Here is a 17,760-nt window from a genome sequence, read left to right as displayed (position 1 = left end):
GGACATGGCACGATGCAATGCATGTCCTTGGCACCGAACGGTCACTCCCCCCACCCGATCGTGCAGGCCCCCATGGCGGGCGGAGCTTCCTGTCCGCCGCTCGCCGCCGCCGTGTGCGAGGCGGGCGGGGTGGGCTACCTGGCCGGCGGCTACAAGACCGCCGACGGCATGTACCAGGAGATCAAGCAGGTGCGCGCGCTCACCCGGCGCCCCTTCGGCGTGAACCTCTTCCTGCCGCAGACCGGTTACGTCGACCCGGCGGCCGTCGAGACGTACCGGGGACACCTGGCGGGCGAGGCCGGCTGGTACGGCGTCTCCCTCGCCGCCGAGGACATCATCGGCACCTGCGACGACGGCTACGACGCCAAGCTCGCCATCCTCCTGGAGGACCCCGTTCCGGTGGTCTCCTTCACCTTCGGCTGCCCCGTCCCGTCCGCCCTCGCCGCGCTGCGCCGGGCCGGTACCCGCACCGTCGTCACCGTGACCTCCGTGGACGAGGCGCGCGCCGCGCAGGAGGCGGGCGCCGACGCCGTCTGCGTCCAGGGCGCGGAGGCCGGCGGCCACCAGGGCACCCACCGGGACGACCCGCAGGCCGACGGCACGGCCGCGGTCGGCGTGCTCGCGCTGGTGACACAGGTACGGGAAGCCGTGGCCCTGCCGATCATCGCGGCGGGCGGTGTGATGCGGGGCTCGCAGATCGCCGCGCTGCTGGCGGCGGGCGCCGAGGCCGCCCAGCTCGGGACGGCCTTCCTGGCGTGTCCGGAATCCGGGGCGCACCCGCTGCACAAGAAGGCGCTGACGGATCCCCTGTTCGTGCGGACCGAGCTCACCCGGGCCTTCTCCGGCCGGCCGGCGCGCGGCCTGGTGAACCGGTTCGTGCGCGAACACGGGCCGTACGCGCCCGCCGCCTACCCGCAGATCCACCACATCACCTCCGGGCTGCGCAAGGCGGCGGCCGCCGCCGGGGACCCGCAGGGCATGGCCTTGTGGGCCGGCCAGGGCCACCGGCTGGCGCGGCCGCTGCCGGCGGGACAGCTTGTGGAGGTGCTGGCGGCCGAACTGGCCGCGGCACGCAGCGCGTTGACGACAACGCAGATGAGGAGTGCGTCATGACGGCCCCAGTGTTCGTGGTCGAGGAGGTCCCCACGGGCGCGGAATTCGTCCTGGACGGGCCCGAGGGCCGGCACGCGGTGTCGGTGAAGCGGCTGACCCCAGGCGAAGCGGTGGTCCTCACCGACGGCCGGGGCGGCTGGGCCGAGGCCGTCGTGAAGGCCGCCGAGGGCAAGGACCGGCTGGTCGTGGCGGTGTCCTCGGCCGGGCGGGAACCGCAGCCGCCGGTCCGCGTCACGGTCGTCCAGGCCCTGCCCAAGGGGGACCGCGGCGAGCTGGCCGTCGAGACCATGACCGAGACGGGCGTGGACGCGATCGTGCCGTGGCAGGCCTCGCGCTGCATCACGCAGTGGCGCGGCGACCGCGGGGCGAAGTCCCTGGCCAAGTGGCGGGCCACCGCCCGGGAGGCGGGCAAGCAGTCCCGCCGGGTCAGCTTCCCGGAGGTGGCCGAGGCCATGTCCACCAAGCAGGTGGCGGCGCTGCTGGCCGGCGCCGACCTGGCGATGGTCCTCCACGAGGACCGCGACGCCCCCTCCGAGGCACTGGCCACGGCCGAGCTGCCGGCCGCCGGGTCCATCGTGCTGGTGGTCGGCCCCGAGGGCGGCGTCTCGCCCGAGGAACTGGCCGTCTTCGCCGGAGCCGGCGCCCGCCCCTACCGCCTCGGCCGCTCCGTCCTGCGGACCTCCACGGCCGGCACCGCCGCGACGGCGGTCCTGCTCGCCCGCACCGGGCGCTGGGCGTAGGGCGCAACGTCCCCGCGGACCGCGCCGCTTGGGCGGCGCGGCCTGCCCGCAGTGCCGCCCCCGGTCCGGGGATACGATGCCCGGACCGATCAACGACACGGAGGCGAAGCGATGGCCGGGGAACCGCAGGCCGACTGCCTGTTCTGCAAGATCGTCGCGGGGCAGATCCCGGCGACCGTGGTCCGGGAGACCGGGAACACCGTCGCCTTCCGGGACATCAACCCGCAGGCGCCGACCCACGTGCTCGTCATCCCCAAGGTGCACTACCCCGACGCGGCCTCGCTGGCCGCGGCCGAACCGGCCGTCGCGGCCGACGTGCTGCGCGAGGCCGGGCAGATCGCCGCCGACGAGGAGATCGTCGAGCCCGGCTACCGGATCGTCTTCAACACCGGCGCCGGCGCCGGCCAGACCGTCTTCCACGCCCACGCGCACGTGATCGGAGGCCGCGGCCTCCAGTGGCCCCCCGGCTAGACCGTGTCCGTACGCGAATTCGTGGTGCTGGGCACCGCCAGCCAGGTGCCCACGCGCCACCGCAACCACAACGGCTACCTGCTGCGCTGGGACGGCGAGGGCATCCTCTTCGATCCGGGCGAGGGCACGCAGCGCCAGATGCTGCACGCCGGGGTGGCCGCGCACGACATCAACCGGATCTGCGTCACGCACTTCCACGGTGACCACAGCCTCGGGCTGGCCGGGGTGATCCAGCGGATCAACCTCGACGGGGTCCCGCACCCCGTCACGGCGCACTACCCGGCCTCGGGGCAGAAGTTCTTCGACCGGCTGCGGTACGCCACGGCCTACCGCGAGACGGTGCGGCTGGCCGAGGAGCCGGTGGCCGCGGACGGGACCCTCGCGCGCGCGGCCTCCTACGTCCTGGACGCCCGGCGCCTCTCGCACCCGGTGGAGTCCTTCGGCTACCGGCTCACCGAGCCCGACGGGCGCCGCATGGTGCCCCGGCTGCTGGCGCGGCACGGGATCAAGGGGCCGGACGTGGGCCGGATCCAGCGCGAGGGACGGCTGGACGGGATCACGCTGGAGGAGGTCAGCGAACCGAAGCCCGGGCAGCGGTTCGCGTTCGTCATGGACACCCGGCTCTGCGAGGGCGTGGACGCGCTCGCCGAGGGCTGCGACATGCTGGTGATCGAATCGACCTTCCTCGACGAGGACGCCGCCCTCGCCACCGACCACGGGCACCTCACGGCCGGGCAGGCGGGCCGGGTCGCGCGGGACGCCGGCGTGCGGCACCTGGTGCTGACGCACTTCTCGCAGCGCTACACGGACCCCTCCGCGTTCGAACGCCAGGCCCGCGCGGCCGGCTTCGAGGGCGAACTCACCGTCGCCGCGGACCTGGTCCGGATCCCGCTGCCCAAGCGCGCCTGAGCCGGACCGCCCCTGCGGCGGCCGGACCGGTGCTGCGGCGGCCGGACCGGTGCTGCCACCGGGCCGGGGCGGGCCGGGCTTCGGGAAGGCGCCGGCGTCCCCGCGGCGTGCGGTCCGCCGGTGCGGTGGAGCACGGACGTTCCCGGTGGTGCGGGAGAGGCGTCGCACAGCGAGCGGGACCCCTGTCCACCGAGCGGCCGGAGTTGCGGGAAAGGGCATTTCGGAGGTGATCTGCGACACACTGGGTTTCGGTCCCGCCCAGGCGGGCAGAGCTGGCAGCTTTCCACCGCGAAACCTGCGGCAGAAACGACCCTTCGAGAGCAACGGGGAGTACACCGTGACCAGTCGGGACAGCTTCGACAGCCGCTCGGCGGCATTGGACCCGCTCGGTCCGCTGCGCGACCCCCAGGAACCGGGCTGCGACGTCTTCCTGACCGGCACGGTCTTCCTCGACATCATCTTCACGGGCCTCGACTCCGCTCCGGTGCGCGGCACGGAGTCCTGGGCGCGGGGCATGGGCTCCAGCCCCGGCGGCGTCGCCAACATGGCGACCGCCCTGGCCCGCCTGGGCCTGCGCACCTCGCTGGCCGCGGCCTTCGGCGACGACCACTACGGCGAGTACTGCTGGGACGCCCTCGAACAGGGCGAGGGCATCGATCTCTCCATGTCGCGCACGATCCCCGGCTGGCACAGCCCCGTCACGGTCTCGATGGCCTACGAGGGCGAGCGCACCATGGTCTCGCACGGCCACGAGGCCCCGCCGCCCGCCGGCCCCCGCGCCTTCCCGCAGTGCCCGCCGCTGGCCCGTGCGGCCGTGGCCTCGCTGGGGCAGGGCCGGAGCGAGCAGTGGATCGCCGAAGCCGCCCGGCGCGGCTCGCGGGTCTTCGCGGACGTCGGCTGGGACGAGAGCGGGCGCTGGGACCTGGGCGCCCTGAGGGACCTGCGCCACTGCGAGGCGTTCCTGCCGAACGCGGGCGAGGCGATGCGGTACACGCGCACGGACTGTCCGCGCGCGGCGGCCCGGGCGCTGGCCGAGAAGGTGCCGATCGCCGTGGTCACGATGGGCGCGGAGGGCTCGTACGCCGTGGACGGGCGCACGGGCGAGACGGCGCAGGTCCCGGGGATCACGGTGGACGCGCTGGATCCCACGGGGGCGGGGGACGTGTACGTGGCGGGCTTCGTCACCGGCACCCTGGCGGGCTGGCCGCTCGCGGACCGGCTGGCCTTCGCCGGGCTGACGGCCGCCCTGTCGGTGCAGGAGTTCGGCGGCTCCCTGTCCGCCCCCGGCTGGCCGGAGGTGTCCCACTGGTGGCGGACCGCGCCCGGGGAGCTGCGCGGCCGCTACGGCTTCCTCGACGACCTGCTCCCCTCCGGCCCCAGTCCGGCGGCGCGCCGCCGGGCCGTGCCGACGATCGGCTTCCGGCACCCGGTGTAGCGCGTCGCGGGGCGTGACGGACCGCACGCCCCGCGTAAAAGCCCTCGGGGAAGCGTCGGCGGCGACGTAGGCTTGGTACTCCGGTGGTCGTCGATCGGCGCGGCCCCTCAGCAGGAGGTATGCGCAGGCCACAGTGCCGGCCCATGACTCAGACACCGACAGCCCACATCCCCGCGCCGGGTCAGGCGCGAGCCCACTTCACCGTTCCGGCCACCCACCCGATGGTGACGGTGCTCGGTTCCGGTGACGCCCTGCTGCGCGTGATCGAGAAAGCCTTCCCGGAGGCCGACATCCACGTGCGGGGCAACCAGGTCAGCGCGGTCGGGGACGCGGCGGCAGTCGCCCTGATCCAGCGCCTGTTCGACGAGATGATGCTGGTGCTCCGCACCGGGCAGCCGATGACGGAGGACGCAGTGGAACGCTCGATCGCCATGCTCAAGGCGAGCGGCAACGGCAATGGCGGCTCCGAGGAGACGCCCGCCGAGGTGCTCACCCAGAACATCCTCTCCAGCCGCGGCCGCACCATCCGCCCCAAGACCCTGAACCAGAAGCGGTACGTCGACGCGATCGACAAGAACACGATCGTCTTCGGCATCGGCCCCGCCGGTACCGGCAAGACCTACCTCGCCATGGCCAAGGCGGTCCAGGCCCTGCAGTCCAAGCAGGTCAGCCGGATCATCCTGACCCGGCCCGCGGTCGAGGCGGGGGAGCGGCTGGGCTTCCTGCCGGGCACGCTCTTCGACAAGATCGACCCGTACCTGCGCCCGCTCTACGACGCGCTGCACGACATGATCGACCCGGATTCGATCCCGCGGCTCATGGCCGCCGGGACCATCGAGGTCGCGCCCCTGGCGTACATGCGCGGCCGCACCCTCAACGATGCCTTCGTGGTCCTCGACGAGGCGCAGAACACCAGCCCCGAGCAGATGAAGATGTTCCTGACCCGGCTGGGCTTCGACTCGAAGATCGTCATCACCGGTGACGTCACCCAGGTCGACCTGCCCGGCAGTACCAGGAGCGGCCTGCGCCAGGTCCAGTCGATCCTCGAAGGGGTGCCGGACATCCACTTCTCGCGGCTCACGTCCGAGGATGTCGTCCGCCACAAGCTGGTCGGCCGTATCGTCGACGCGTACGAGAAGTACGACGACAGCCAGCAGGCCCCGAACGGCCACCAGCGGAAGTAGAACTCAGCGCACCATGTCGATCGACGTCAACAACGAGTCCGGAACAGAGGTCGACGAGCGGGCGATCCTCGACATCGCCCGCTACGCGCTCACCCGGATGCGGATCCACCCGCTCTCCGAGCTCTCCGTCATCGTCATCGACGAGGAGGCGATGGAGCAGCTCCACATCCAGTGGATGGACCTGCCCGGACCCACCGACGTCATGTCCTTCCCGATGGACGAGCTCCGTCCGCCGGCGAAGGACGACGAGGAGCCGCCCCAGGGTCTCCTCGGCGACATCGTGCTCTGCCCCGAGGTAGCCAAGAAGCAGGGCGAGGACGCGCCCACGCAGCACTCCATGGACGAGGAGCTCCAGCTCCTGACCGTTCACGGAGTGCTGCACCTGCTCGGCTACGACCACGAGGAGCCGGACGAGAAGGCCGAGATGTTCGGACTCCAGGCGGCCATCGTCGACGGCTGGCGCGCCGAGCGCGGCATGACCGGCCCGTCCCCGGCCCCGACCGTCTCGTGACCGCTCCCCAACTGATCACCGGAGCGGTCCTGCTGGTGGTGGTGGCCTGGTTCGCCGCCTGCGCCGAATCCGGGCTCGCCCGCATCTCGGGCTTCCGCGCCGAGCAGGCCGTGAGGGAGGGCCGGCGCGGAAGCGCCAAGCTCGCCCAGGTGGCCGCCGACACCACCCGCTACCTCAACGTGGCGCTGCTGGTCCGCGTCACCTGTGAGATGGCGGCCGGCGTGCTCGTCACCTACGTCTGCCTCGACGAGTTCGGCGACAACTGGACCGCGCTGCTCGTGGCCATCGCCGTGATGGTGCTGGTGTCCTTCGTGGCCGTGGGAGTGTCCCCGCGCACGATCGGCCGTCAGCACCCCCTGAACACCGCGACGGCGGCCGCCTACGTCCTCGTACCGCTCGCCCGGGTGATGGGGCCCGTCCCGCAGCTGCTGATCCTCATCGGCAACGCGCTCACGCCCGGCAAGGGCTTCCGCAAGGGGCCCTTCGCCTCCGAGGCCGAGCTGCGCGCGCTGGTGGACCTCGCGGAGAAGGAATCGCTGATCGAGGACGACGAGCGCCGGATGGTGCACCAGGTCTTCGAGCTCGGCGACACCCTGGTGCGCGAGGTGATGGTCCCGCGGACCGACCTGGTCTGCATCGAGCGGTACAAGACGGTCCGCCAGGCGACGACGCTGGCGCTGCGGTCGGGCTTCTCGCGCATCCCGGTGACCGGGGAGAACGAGGACGACATCGTCGGGATCGTCTACCTGAAGGACCTGGTCCGCAAGACCCACATCAGCCGGGAAGCGGAGTCCGATCTCGTCTCCACGGTGATGCGGCCGGCGGTGTTCGTGCCCGACACCAAGAACGCGGGCGACCTGCTGCGCGAGATGCAGCAGGTGCGCAACCACGTGGCGGTCGTGATCGACGAGTACGGCGGCACGGCCGGCATCGTCACCATCGAGGACATCCTGGAAGAGATCGTCGGGGAGATCACCGACGAGTACGACCGGGAGATCGCCCCGGTCGAGGAACTCGGCGAGGACCGCTACCGGGTCACGGCGCGCCTGGACATCACCGACCTCGGCGAGCTGTTCAAGGTCGAGGCCTTCGACGACGAGGACGTGGAGACGGTCGGCGGACTCCTGGCCAAGGCACTCGGCCGGGTGCCCATCGCGGGTGCCTCGGCGCTGGTGGAGCTGCCGGACGGACGCCCCCTGCGGCTGACGGCCGAATCCCCGGCCGGCCGGCGCAACAAGATCGTGACGGTCCTGGCGGAGCCGGCCGGATACGGCGGCGCCGCGGGAGAGGAGCTCCAATGACCCCGGCGCAGCTCAGGGAGTTCTGCCTGGCCTTCAACGGCGCGGTGGAGGAGTTCCCCTTCACCCCCCAGACCTCGGTGTTCAAGGTGCTCGGCAAGGTGTTCGCGCTCTCGGCGCTGGACGCGGAGCCGCTGAAGGTCAACCTCAAGTGCGAGCCGGAGCTGGCGGTGCGCCTGCGCGCGGAGCACGCGGCGATCGCGCCCGGCTACCACATGAACAAGCGGCACTGGAACACGGTGACGGCGGGCGGCCCCGACGGCCTGCCGGACCGGATGGTGCGCGAACTGGTGGAGGACTCGTACGACCTGGTCGTGGCCGGACTGCCGAGGGCGGAGCGGCTGCGGCTCGACCGGCCGTGAGGTGGCGTCCGCGCGGACGCGGCGGATCGCGGCCGCCGGGCGCCGTGACCCCCGCAGCGCCCCGCAGGAGCCGCCCCGCGGCCCCGGCGGGGCGCTCTCTATGCTTTCGCCCATGACCGACAGCACCGGGATCGACCCCGAGGACAGCAAGATCATCACGCTGGCGCGCAGCGCCCGGGCCCGCAACGCGGTGCCCGAGGGCGCGGCCGTGCGCGATGAGACGGGCCGCACCTACGTGGCCGGGACGGTGGACCTCGACTCCCTGAAGCTGAGCGCGCTGCAGACCGCGGTCGCGATGGCGGTGGCGAGCGGTGCCCGGTCCCTGGAGGCCGCCGCCGTCGTCAGCGCGGCCGACGCTCCGGCCGCCGCGGACCGAGCCGCCGTCCGCGACCTGGGCGGCCCGGACACCCCGGTGCTGCTGGCCGCCCCGGACGGCACCCTGAAGTCCACGACCCCGGCGGGCTGACGGAGCGTCGCCCCGGCCGCGCCCGCCCCGCCGCCCGCGCCTCGTGACAGCCAGGGTCCGGCCCGGGCCCGGCCCGGTTCCGGGTCCTGTTCGGTTCGGGCTCCGGTCAGGGCATCGCGGGCAGCGGCGCCGCCGGCCGCCCGGGAGACCGCCGGCGGATGACCATCGCCATCAGCGCCGCCACCGCGCACAGCGCGCCCGACGCGTACCAGACGAGGTCGTACGAGCCGAAGGCGTCCCGTGCCACGCCGGCCAGGAAGGCCACCAGCGCAGCGCCCACCTGGTGCGAGGCCAGGACCCAGCCGAAGACGATGGCACCGTCCTCGCCGTAGTGCTCACGGCACAGGGCGATGGTCGGCGGCACGGTCGCCACCCAGTCCAGCCCGTAGAAGACGATGAAGAAGACCATCGGCGGGTGCACGGACGGCGCCATCAGCACCGGCAGGAAGAGCAGCGACACCCCGCGCAGCGCGTAGTAGACGGCCAGCAGCCGCCGCGCCTCGAAGCGGTCGGTGAACCAGCCGGACGCCACCGTGCCGACCACGTCGAACACCCCGATCACCGCCAGCAGGCCGGCCGCCGCGGTCACCGGCATGCCGTGGTCGTGGGCCGCCGGTACGAAGTGGGTTTTCACCAGCCCGTTCGTGGAGGCACCGCAGATCGCGAAGGTGCCCGCCAGCAGCCAGAAGGGGCCGGTGCGGGCCGCCTTGAACAGCACTGCGACCGCCCGCCGGGCCGCGCCCGGGACCGGGGCCGGCCGGGCGGCGTACTCGCCCCCGTACGGCGCGAGGCCCACGTCCGCGGGGTGGTCGCGCAGGAGCAGCCACACGAAGGGGACCACGACCAGCGCGGCCAGGGACACGGTGACCGCCGCCGGGCGCCAGCCGTTGTGCTCCACCAGCCAGGACAGCAGCGGCAGGAAGACCAGCTGCCCGGAGGCACCGGCCGCGGTCAGGATGCCTGTGACCAGGCCGCGCCGGGCCGTGAACCAGCGGTTGGTCACCGTCGCCGCGAACGCCAGGGCCATCGAGCCGCTGCCCAGGCCCACCAGCACGCCCCAGTACAGAACCAGCTGCCAGGACGCGGTCATCCACACGGTGGCCACCGAGCCGGCGGATATGACCGTCAGCGCGCACGCGACGACCGTGCGGATGCCGAAGCGGTCCATCAGCGCGGCGGCGAAGGGAGCGGTGAGCCCGTAGAGCGCGAGATTGACGGACACGGCGAAGCCGATGGTGCCTCGGGACCAGTCGAACTCCGCGTGCAGCGGCTCGATGAGCAGGCCGGGCAGGGAGGCGAAGGCGGCGGCGCCGATGATCGTCACGAAGGCGACCGCCGCGGCGAACCAGGCGCGGTGGATGCGTCCGGGCCTGCGGGGTGCCGGGGAGGGGGCCGTGGGGGCGGGGGCTGTCTGCGTCACGTCCACAGCTTCCGGTCCGTGGGGACCCGGACGACAGTGGCCTGACCGACACCCTTCGATACGATCGGGCCATGATGTCCCCGGCCCGGCTCCATCGCGTCGTCGTCCTGGCCCTCGTCGGACTGCTGCCCTTCGAGCTCGGCATTCCGCACCGCATCTTCGGACGCGCCAAGGACCCGGCCGGCCGGCCGCTCTACGAGATCCTCACCTGCGCGCTGGCCGCCGGACCGGTGCGCACCGACGCCGACTTCGCCATCCAGGTAGAACACGGCCCGGAACTGCTGGCCACCGCCGACACGGTGGTCGTGCCCGCCTCCTACGAACTGGGGCCGGTCCACGAAGAGGGCAGGCTGACCGGCGAGCTCGCCGCCGCGCTCGCCCACATCCGGCCGGGCACGCGGCTCGTCTCCATCTGCACCGGTGGCTACGTGCTGGCCGCCGCGGGCTACCTGGACGGCCGCCCGGCCACCACCCACTGGGCCTCGGCCGAGCACTTCCAGCGGCTCTTCCCGGCGGTCCGGGTCGACCCGGACGTGCTCTACACCGACGACGGGGACGTGCTGACCTCGGCCGGGGTCGCCTCCGGCATCGACCTGTGCCTGCACATCGTGCGCCGTGACCACGGCGCGGTCGTCGCCAACGACGTCGCCCGCCGCACCGTCGTGCCGCCGCACCGCGACGGCGGCCAGGCCCAGTTCGTCACCCGCCCCGTGCCCCAGGAGCAGCGCGCCGGCACCACCGCGGCCCGCGCCCGGATGCTGGACCGGCTGCACGAGCCGCTGCGCCTCACCGACCTGGCCCGGCAGGAGGCCGTGTCGGTGCGGACCTTCACCCGGCGCTTCCGCGAGGAGTGCGGTCTGAGCCCGGGGGAGTGGATCACGAGGCAGCGTGTCGAGCGGGCCCGGCAGCTGCTGGAGCGGACGGACCTGCCGATGGAGCACGTGGCCCGGGACGCGGGCTTCGGAACCGCCCAGTCGCTGCGCAAGCACGTGCAGGCGGTCCTCGGGGTCAGCCCGACCGCCTACCGGCGGACCTTCCGTGCGTCCCGGGACGCCCCGCCCGCTCCCGACGGGCCATCAGCCGGACGGGTGAGGACAGCGCCCCGGCCGCGGTCCCCTACCCGGACGGCGGCGCCGCCACCGGACGGATCGGCGCCGTCACCGTCAAGGACGCCCGCGGCGCTCCGGCCGACCGGTCCCTGATCGGCAAGGCCGCCGACTCCACCGGACCGGGCGGCGTCAGCATCCCCGGCGCGCCCCTCTCTTCCCGATCCGGCGCCGTGGTCGCCTGCACGCGGCGCCACACCGGCAACGTCACCCCTGCGGCCCCGCGCCGCCCTCGCCGCTTCCGGCGCCTTCGGCAGGGCGCCCGCCGCGTCCGCCCCCGCCTGGGCGGGCGCCGAACCGCTTCCCGGCCGGGTAATACGCCAAAGCGCCCCCTGGAACGAGCTGCCCGACGTGGAGCGGGCCCAGGTGTCGCTAGGGCCCGTCGGCGGCGGAAGCACAGCTCAGGGCCGTATCGCCCACGCCGCGCACCCCCTGCTCGGCACCTTCCCGGCGGCCGCTTGCGCCCTCGCCGCCGCGACCTGGTCGGCGCTGGGAGCCGCATCGGGGAGAATGGCCCGTATGAGCGATCGTTCCCCCGAGTCCACCAGCCCGCACCGTGCGGGCTTCGCCTGCTTCGTCGGCCGCCCCAACGCGGGCAAGTCGACCCTCACCAACGCACTCGTGGGTACCAAGGTCGCGATCACCTCCAACCGGCCGCAGACCACCCGCCACACCGTCCGCGGCATCGTGCACCGCCCCGACGCACAGCTCGTCCTCGTCGACACGCCCGGCCTGCACAAGCCGCGCACCCTCCTCGGCGAGCGCCTCAACGACGTGGTGCGTGCCACCTGGTCCGAGGTCGACGTCATCGGCTTCTGCCTGCCGGCCGACCAGAAGCTCGGCCCCGGCGACAAGTTCATCGCCAAGGAACTGGCGGGGATCAAGAAGACCCCCAAGATCGCCATCATCACCAAGACCGACCTGGTCGAGTCCAAGGTGGTGGGCGAGCAGCTCATCGCCGTCCACCAGCTCGCCGAGGAGCTGGGCTTCGAGTGGGCCGAGATCGTCCCCGTCTCGGCCGTCGGCGACACCCAGGTCCAGCTGCTGGCCGACCTCATCGCCCCGCTGCTGCCCGAGAGCCCGCCGCTGTACCCGGAGGGCGACCTCACCGACGAGCCCGAGATGGTCATGGTCGCGGAACTGATCCGTGAAGCCGCACTGGAGGGCGTGCGCGACGAGCTCCCGCACTCCATCGCCGTGGTCGTCGAGGAGATGATCCCGCGCGAGAACCGTCCGGCCGACCGGCCGCTGCTCGACATCCACGCCAACGTCTACATCGAGCGGCCGAGCCAGAAGGGCATCATCATCGGCCCCAAGGGCGCCCGCCTGAAGGAGGTCGGGATGAAGTCGCGCAAGCACATCGAGGCGCTGCTCGGGACCCCGGTCTTCCTCGACCTCCACGTGAAGGTCGCCAAGGACTGGCAGCGGGACCCCAAGCAGCTGCGCAAGCTCGGTTTCTGACCCCTGTCGGCGGGCGGCTGCGCTAGCGCAGCCGCCTGAGCTTCAGCACGTTGTCCGGCCGGGTCCCGGGCCGCCCGTCGGGCGCCGTCATGGCCTGTAGGTGCTCGGCCGCGACCAGCACCTCCCAGTCACCCTCTGGCAGCTCCAGCCGGGACCACACCTCCCGGGGCGTCGGGAAGTGCATGTCCGCGTGCGCGTCCGGGTCCCACGAAGGCCCCCCGGCGTGACCGACGATCAACAGGACCCCGCCGACGGCCACGGCGGCCGCGGCGGTGCGCAGGATCCGCTCGCGCGGGAAGTCCCCGTACGAATGCAGGAAGCACGCGGAGACCAGGTCGAACTCCCCGGCGGGGAAGGACCGCGCGAAGTCGTGCCGCTGCCAGTCGATCCGGTCGCCGACCCCCGCCTCGGCGGCGTGCTCGGCGGCCCGCTCCAGGGCCACCCCGGAGATGTCGGTCCCGGTGACGTGCCACCCCTGCCGGGCCAGCCAGACGGCGTCGGCGCCCTCGCCGCTGCCGAGGTCCAGGGCGCGGCCCGGGGCCAGCCCGCCGGCTTCGCGGACCAGGACGTCGTTGGGCTTCCCGCTCCAGATGCGGTCGCTCTCGCGGTACCGGGCGTCCCAGAACTCCTCGCCCGCGGCGTGGTCCTGGTGCTGGTGGTCGGACATGGGGGCCTCTTCCTGTACGGGTGTGCCGGTGCGGCCGATGCTGCGCCGCTCCCGTCCGGCGGGCAAATCCCGTTGCCGTTCCGGCAAACCCGGCCGCCCTCAGGCCGGGGGCTCCGCGATCAGGGCAGTCGCCGCGCGGCGGAAGCCGAGGCGGGCGTAGACGCGGGCCACGTCCTCGTCGCCCGCCGAGAGGAAGACGGTACGGGCGCCGTGTTCACGGGCGTGCGCGACCAGGGCCGCCGTGACCGCGAGGGCCAACCCCTGGCGCCGGGCCGAGGGGAGGGTGCCGACGGCGACCACCTCGGACACGTCACCGACCGGGTTGTACTGCCCCGAGCACAGCACCACCCCGTCACGCACCGCGGCCGCCATCGCGGTCCGGCCCGAGGCCAGCATTGCGGACACCTGCGCCGCGCGCTCCCGCGCCGCCGGGACGGCCGATGCCTGCGCCAGCTCTTGCGGGCCGGCCTCGCCGACGGCGGTCCCCGGGGCCGCGAAGGCCAGGGCCGGCACCGTGACCGCCGCCGTCAGCAGCGGGTCGCCCGGGCCGAGCACGCGTACCTCCGGATGCGCCGGGAGCGGCGGGGCCCCGGGGTCCAGCACCATCAGCGGGTGCGCGTGGACGTACAGCCCTGCCGCCTCCACCGCGGCCCGCAGCGAGGGGCTGGTTTCGGCCACCCACTCGAACGCCTCGGGGACCTTCAGCTCCCGCTGCCGCGCCAGCACCCGCCGCACGTCGTCCGCAGTCGCCTCCGGGCCGTCGCCGGTGACGTCGAGCGCGGGCCGCGCGTAGTACGGCCAGCCCTCGCCCTCCTGCACGAACAGCGTGAGCGGGCCGAAGTCCTCGGCCCGCGCGCCGCCCCGGCGCGGGGCCGTGTCGTAGTAGCGCTCCAGCTCGGACAGCTGCCGCACGGGCATATCGATCTCTTGGTCGGTCATCCGGTCATCCAAGCAAAGGGGCCGCGGCGCGGCACCTCCTTTCCGGTCCCCTCAGGCGCTCAGGCGCCCTCCTTCAACACCCGGGAGATCAGGGCCCGCTGGGCCTCGGAGAGGTCCGGCTCCCGGCAGCACAACGTCCGCCCGTCCACCGTGATCCGGTAGGAGAACCCGTCCCGCACCCGCTCCGCCCGGGCAGCCTCCCGCGCCGCGTCGGCGGGCGGCCGGGTCCGCAGTGCCCGCCGGACCAGGACCTGCCACTCGTCCTCGTCCGGCAGGCCCGAGGTGTCCACCTCGGCCTGCCGCTCGATCCCCGCGAAGCCGCCCGTCCGCACCACCTGAATCCGCATGGGTGGCCTTCTACCCCGCCGAGGGAACACCCACCGCCGACCACGCCTTCTGGAGCGCCTGGTGTTCCGCGCCGCCCTCTCCGTACCGGGTGACGGCGGCGGCGGTCGACAGCCGGGCGAAGTCCGCGAAGTCCGCGTCCTGGGCGAGCGCGCCGCCCGTGAGGGTGTCGTACCAGATCAGCCCGGCCCGCTCCCAGGCATGACCGCCCAGCTCGGTCGCCGCCACGTAGAAGGCGTGGTTGGGGATGCCCGAGTTGATGTGCACACCGCCGTTGTCGCGGGTGGTGACGACGTAGTCGTCCATGGTCGCCGGCTGCGGGTCCTTGCCCAGCTCGTCGTCGTCGTAGGCCGTGCCGGGAGCTTTCATCGAGCGCAGCGCGACCCCGCTGACCTCGGGTCCCAGCAGGCCGGCGCCGATCAGCCAGTCCGCCTGGTCGGCCGTCTGCCCGAGCGAGTACTGCTTGATGAGGGAGCCGAAGACGTCCGACATCGACTCGTTCAGGGCGCCGGCCTGCTTGTAGTAGTCCAGGTTGGCCGTGTACTGGGTGACGCCGTGCGTCAGCTCGTGCCCGATCACGTCCACGGACACCGTGAAGTCGAGGAACAGGTCGCCGTCGCCGTCGCCGAAGACCATCCGGCTGCCGTCCCAGAAGGCGTTGTTGTACCGCTCCCCGTAGTGCACGCTCGCGTCCAGGGCCAGGCCCGCGTCGTCGATGGAGTGGCGGCCGAACCCCTGGAAGAAGAGGTCGAAGGTCGCGCCGAGGCCCGCGTAGGCGCGGTTGGCGCTCGCGTCCCGGCCGGGCTCCGAACCCTCCCTGCGGACCTCGGTCCCGGGCAGCCGGGTCCGGTGCCCGGCGTCGTAGACCGTGCGGACGGGGTGGTCGGCGGGTACGGGCCCCAGTGGCGGGACGATGCCGCGGAAGGCGTTGATCCGGCGCCGGGTGCGCTGGAGGGCGTCCTGCTCAAGGGTGCGCTGGGCGGCGTCGGCCCGGGCCGTGTCCTCGGAGCGGGCGACGCGCTCCAGTACGTGGGGCGGCACGACCGTGCAGAAGACGGGGTGGTGCGGGCGGGGGAGATTGGCATCCATCCCGGAAATGTCGCACTCGGTCATGGTGGTGTCACTAGCTGCAACCATGATTCATTCACTTGTCTGAAAGGGGGCGCGCCGCGTTGACGCTTCGCCCGGACCGCACGCCGAGAATCGAGCCGTACCTCACAAAGGGGTATAAATCCGACGCAGGGGTCTTGCATACTGGAACGGAACCTCGCACACGGCGCGGCTCGGCTAGGCTCGTCGCACCATGCGTTTCGGGCTGCTTCTCCTTAGCTGCCGCGGCGAGGGTCTGTAGTCGTAGGCCGGCCCCCTCCCCGCGGAGTTTGGTGTTGCGGTTTTGCGACCGCCGTCGGCCGTCCCAGCGAACTACACGCGGACACGCGAGGAGCCCAGCGCCATGAGCCAGCAGCCTTTTGCCGGTCGCCCCACGCCCATCACGAACGCGACCCACACCCAGCAGCCCTCCGGGATGCCGGTCCACAAGTACGGCTTCTACGAGCAGGTCGCGATCCCAGACCGGACCTGGCCGGACGCCCGCGTCACCAAGGCGCCCCGCTGGCTGTCCACCGACCTGCGTGACGGCAACCAGTCGCTGATCGACCCGATGACCCCCGCCCGCAAGCGCGAGATGTTCGACCTGCTGGTGCGCATGGGCTACAAGGAGATCGAGGTCGGCTTCCCCTCATCCGGTGAGACCGACTTCGCCTTCGTACGCTCCATCATCGAAGAGGGCGCGATCCCCGACGACGTCACCATCTCCGTACTGACCCAGGCCCGCGAGGACCTGATCGAGCGGACCGTGGAGTCCCTGGTCGGCGCCAGGCGCGCCACCGTGCACCTGTACAACGCGACCGCCCCGACCTTCCGCCGGGTCGTCTTCCGCGGCTCCAAGGAGCAGATCAAGCAGATCGCCGTCGACGGCACCCGCCTGGTCATGGAGTACGCCGAGAAGCTGCTGGGCCCGGAGACCACCTTCGGGTACCAGTACAGCCCGGAGATCTTCACCGACACCGAGCTGGACTTCGCCCTGGAGGTCTGCGAGGCCGTCTGCGACGTCTGGCAGCCGGCCGAGGGCCGCGAGATCATCCTGAACCTGCCCGCGACCGTCGAGCGCTCCACCCCCTCCACGCACGCGGACCGCTTCGAATGGATGGCCCGCCACCTGACCCGCCGCGAGCACATCTGCATCTCCGTGCACCCGCACAACGACCGCGGCACCGCCGTCGCCGCCGCCGAGCTGGCCCTGATGGCCGGCGCCGACCGCGTCGAGGGCTGCCTGTTCGGCCAGGGCGAGCGCACCGGCAACGTCGACCTGATCACCCTGGGCATGAACCTGTTCTCCCAGGGCATCGACCCGCAGATCGACTTCTCGCAGATCGACGAGATCCGCCGCACCAGCGAGTACTGCAACCAGATGGAGGTTCACCCGCGCCACCCCTACGCGGGCGACCTGGTCTACACCGCCTTCTCCGGCTCCCACCAGGACGCCATCAAGAAGGGGTTCGACGCCATGGAGGCCGACGCGGCCGCCGGGGGCAAGACCGTCGACGACATCGAGTGGGCGGTCCCGTACCTGCCCATCGACCCCAAGGACGTCGGCCGCTCCTACGAAGCGGTCATCCGCGTCAACTCGCAGTCCGGCAAGGGCGGCATCGCCTACGTCCTGAAGAACGAGCACAAGCTGGACCTGCCGCGCCGCATGCAGATCGAGTTCTCCCGGATCATCCAGGGCAAGACCGACGCCGAGGGCGGCGAGGTCACGCCGAAGGCGATCTGGTCCGTCTTCCAGGACGAGTACCTGCCGAACCCCGAGAACCCGTGGGGCCGCATCCAGCTGCGCTCCGGCCAGACCACCACCGACAAGGACGGCATCGACACGCTGACCGTCGAGGCGGTCGTGGACGGTGTGGAAACCGTGCTGGACGGCACCGGCAACGGTCCGATCTCGGCCTTCTTCGACGCGCTGGCCGGCATCGGCATCGACGCCCGCCTGCTGGACTACACCGAGCACACCATGAGCGAGGGCGCCTCCGCCGTGGCCGCCTCGTACATCGAGTGCGCGATCGACGGCCGCGTCCTGTGGGGCATCGGCATCGACGCCAACACCACCCGGGCCTCCCTGAAGGCGGTCGTCTCCGCCGTCAACCGCGCGGGCCGCTGAGACACGTACGGGGAACCCCGCCCCTCCGCCGTCCGGAGGGGCGGGGCTCCCCGTTTCCGGGGCACGCCGCCCCGCCGGGGAGGGCGCGTACGGGGGCGCAGATCGGCCAACTCCGT

Annotated in this window: 18 protein-coding genes; 13 read left to right on the top strand and 5 right to left on the bottom strand. The window is 72.8% G+C overall.

Annotated elements, in window-relative coordinates; genetic code table 11:
* The first annotated feature begins 21 nt into the window (after positions 1-21).
* The 10 genes from AMK16_RS15650 (at position 22) to AMK16_RS15605 (ending at position 8,489) form a co-directional block, all read left to right on the top strand.
* A complete protein-coding gene (locus AMK16_RS15650) occupies positions 22-1,113 on the top strand; it encodes a nitronate monooxygenase (RefSeq protein ID WP_073915008.1) in 1,092 nt (363 codons plus the stop codon).
* Positions 1,110-1,853 (top strand): 16S rRNA (uracil(1498)-N(3))-methyltransferase, encoded by a 744-nt coding sequence (locus AMK16_RS15645; protein ID WP_073915005.1) that lies wholly within the window; start codon positions 1,110-1,112, stop codon positions 1,851-1,853. The genes AMK16_RS15650 and AMK16_RS15645 overlap by 4 nt, the downstream gene beginning before the upstream one ends.
* A gap of 111 nt (positions 1,854-1,964) precedes the next feature.
* Positions 1,965-2,324: a histidine triad nucleotide-binding protein gene (locus AMK16_RS15640; protein WP_073915004.1), complete on the top strand. Its 360-nt coding sequence runs from the start codon at positions 1,965-1,967 to the stop codon at positions 2,322-2,324.
* Between the two features lie 3 nt (positions 2,325-2,327).
* Complete coding sequence (locus AMK16_RS15635; protein WP_073915001.1) at positions 2,328-3,233, top strand: ribonuclease Z; 906 nt, start codon at positions 2,328-2,330, stop codon at positions 3,231-3,233.
* A gap of 337 nt (positions 3,234-3,570) precedes the next feature.
* On the top strand, positions 3,571-4,668 hold the full coding sequence (locus AMK16_RS15630) for a carbohydrate kinase family protein (protein WP_073914999.1): 1,098 nt from the start codon (positions 3,571-3,573) through the stop codon (positions 4,666-4,668).
* A gap of 143 nt (positions 4,669-4,811) precedes the next feature.
* The gene (locus tag AMK16_RS15625; protein ID WP_073914997.1) at positions 4,812-5,852 is read left to right on the top strand and encodes a PhoH family protein; all 1,041 of its coding nucleotides are present in this window, start codon (positions 4,812-4,814) and stop codon (positions 5,850-5,852) included.
* 13 nt (positions 5,853-5,865) lie between these two features.
* The gene (ybeY, locus tag AMK16_RS15620) at positions 5,866-6,363 is read left to right on the top strand and encodes an rRNA maturation RNase YbeY (protein WP_073914994.1); all 498 of its coding nucleotides are present in this window, start codon (positions 5,866-5,868) and stop codon (positions 6,361-6,363) included.
* Positions 6,360-7,664, top strand: coding sequence for a hemolysin family protein (locus AMK16_RS15615; RefSeq protein ID WP_073914993.1), 1,305 nt, complete (start codon positions 6,360-6,362; stop codon positions 7,662-7,664). Before ybeY ends, AMK16_RS15615 begins: the two co-directional genes overlap by 4 nt.
* Entirely contained in the window at positions 7,661-8,023 is a 363-nt protein-coding gene (locus AMK16_RS15610; RefSeq protein ID WP_073914990.1) for an MmcQ/YjbR family DNA-binding protein, read from the top strand. The genes AMK16_RS15615 and AMK16_RS15610 overlap by 4 nt, the downstream gene beginning before the upstream one ends.
* A gap of 112 nt (positions 8,024-8,135) precedes the next feature.
* Positions 8,136-8,489 carry a cytidine deaminase gene (locus AMK16_RS15605; RefSeq protein ID WP_073916147.1) on the top strand — a complete coding sequence of 118 codons (354 nt, stop codon included), beginning with the start codon at positions 8,136-8,138 and terminating at the stop codon, positions 8,487-8,489.
* Between the two features lie 106 nt (positions 8,490-8,595).
* Here AMK16_RS15605 and AMK16_RS15600 read toward each other — a convergent pair whose 3' ends face one another.
* A complete protein-coding gene (locus tag AMK16_RS15600; protein ID WP_073916145.1) occupies positions 8,596-9,909 on the bottom strand; it encodes an MFS transporter in 1,314 nt (437 codons plus the stop codon).
* Positions 9,910-9,983: 74 nt separating this feature from the next.
* Here AMK16_RS15600 and AMK16_RS15595 point away from each other — a divergent pair, with 74 nt between their 5' ends.
* On the top strand, positions 9,984-11,111 hold the full coding sequence (locus AMK16_RS15595) for a GlxA family transcriptional regulator (RefSeq protein WP_443333572.1): 1,128 nt from the start codon (positions 9,984-9,986) through the stop codon (positions 11,109-11,111).
* A 414-nt stretch (positions 11,112-11,525) separates the two neighbouring features.
* Positions 11,526-12,476, top strand: a complete 951-nt coding sequence (era, locus tag AMK16_RS15590; protein WP_073914989.1) for a GTPase Era — start codon at positions 11,526-11,528, stop codon at positions 12,474-12,476.
* A 22-nt stretch (positions 12,477-12,498) separates the two neighbouring features.
* Here era and AMK16_RS15585 read toward each other — a convergent pair whose 3' ends face one another.
* The 4 genes from AMK16_RS15585 to AMK16_RS15570 all read right to left on the bottom strand — a co-directional run bounded on the left by AMK16_RS15585 (position 12,499) and on the right by AMK16_RS15570 (position 15,516).
* Positions 12,499-13,143, bottom strand: coding sequence for an SAM-dependent methyltransferase (locus tag AMK16_RS15585; RefSeq protein ID WP_073914986.1), 645 nt, complete (start codon positions 13,141-13,143; stop codon positions 12,499-12,501).
* Positions 13,144-13,242: 99 nt separating this feature from the next.
* Positions 13,243-14,082 carry a GNAT family N-acetyltransferase gene (locus AMK16_RS15580; protein WP_073914984.1) on the bottom strand — a complete coding sequence of 280 codons (840 nt, stop codon included), beginning with the start codon at positions 14,080-14,082 and terminating at the stop codon, positions 13,243-13,245.
* 59 nt (positions 14,083-14,141) lie between these two features.
* Positions 14,142-14,429, bottom strand: a complete 288-nt coding sequence (locus tag AMK16_RS15575; RefSeq protein WP_073914982.1) for a protealysin inhibitor emfourin — start codon at positions 14,427-14,429, stop codon at positions 14,142-14,144.
* A gap of 10 nt (positions 14,430-14,439) precedes the next feature.
* A complete protein-coding gene (locus AMK16_RS15570; protein WP_073916142.1) occupies positions 14,440-15,516 on the bottom strand; it encodes a M4 family metallopeptidase in 1,077 nt (358 codons plus the stop codon).
* A 364-nt stretch (positions 15,517-15,880) separates the two neighbouring features.
* Between AMK16_RS15570 and leuA the strand changes: the two genes are divergently transcribed.
* Positions 15,881-17,644, top strand: a complete 1,764-nt coding sequence (leuA, locus tag AMK16_RS15565; RefSeq protein ID WP_073914979.1) for a 2-isopropylmalate synthase — start codon at positions 15,881-15,883, stop codon at positions 17,642-17,644.
* Positions 17,645-17,760: the final 116 nt, after the last annotated feature.

This window comes from Streptomyces sp. CB00455, assembly GCF_001905445.1.
Taxonomy (GTDB): Bacteria; Actinomycetota; Actinomycetes; order Streptomycetales; family Streptomycetaceae; genus Streptomyces.
This window is presented reverse-complemented; position numbering and strand designations above follow the sequence as displayed.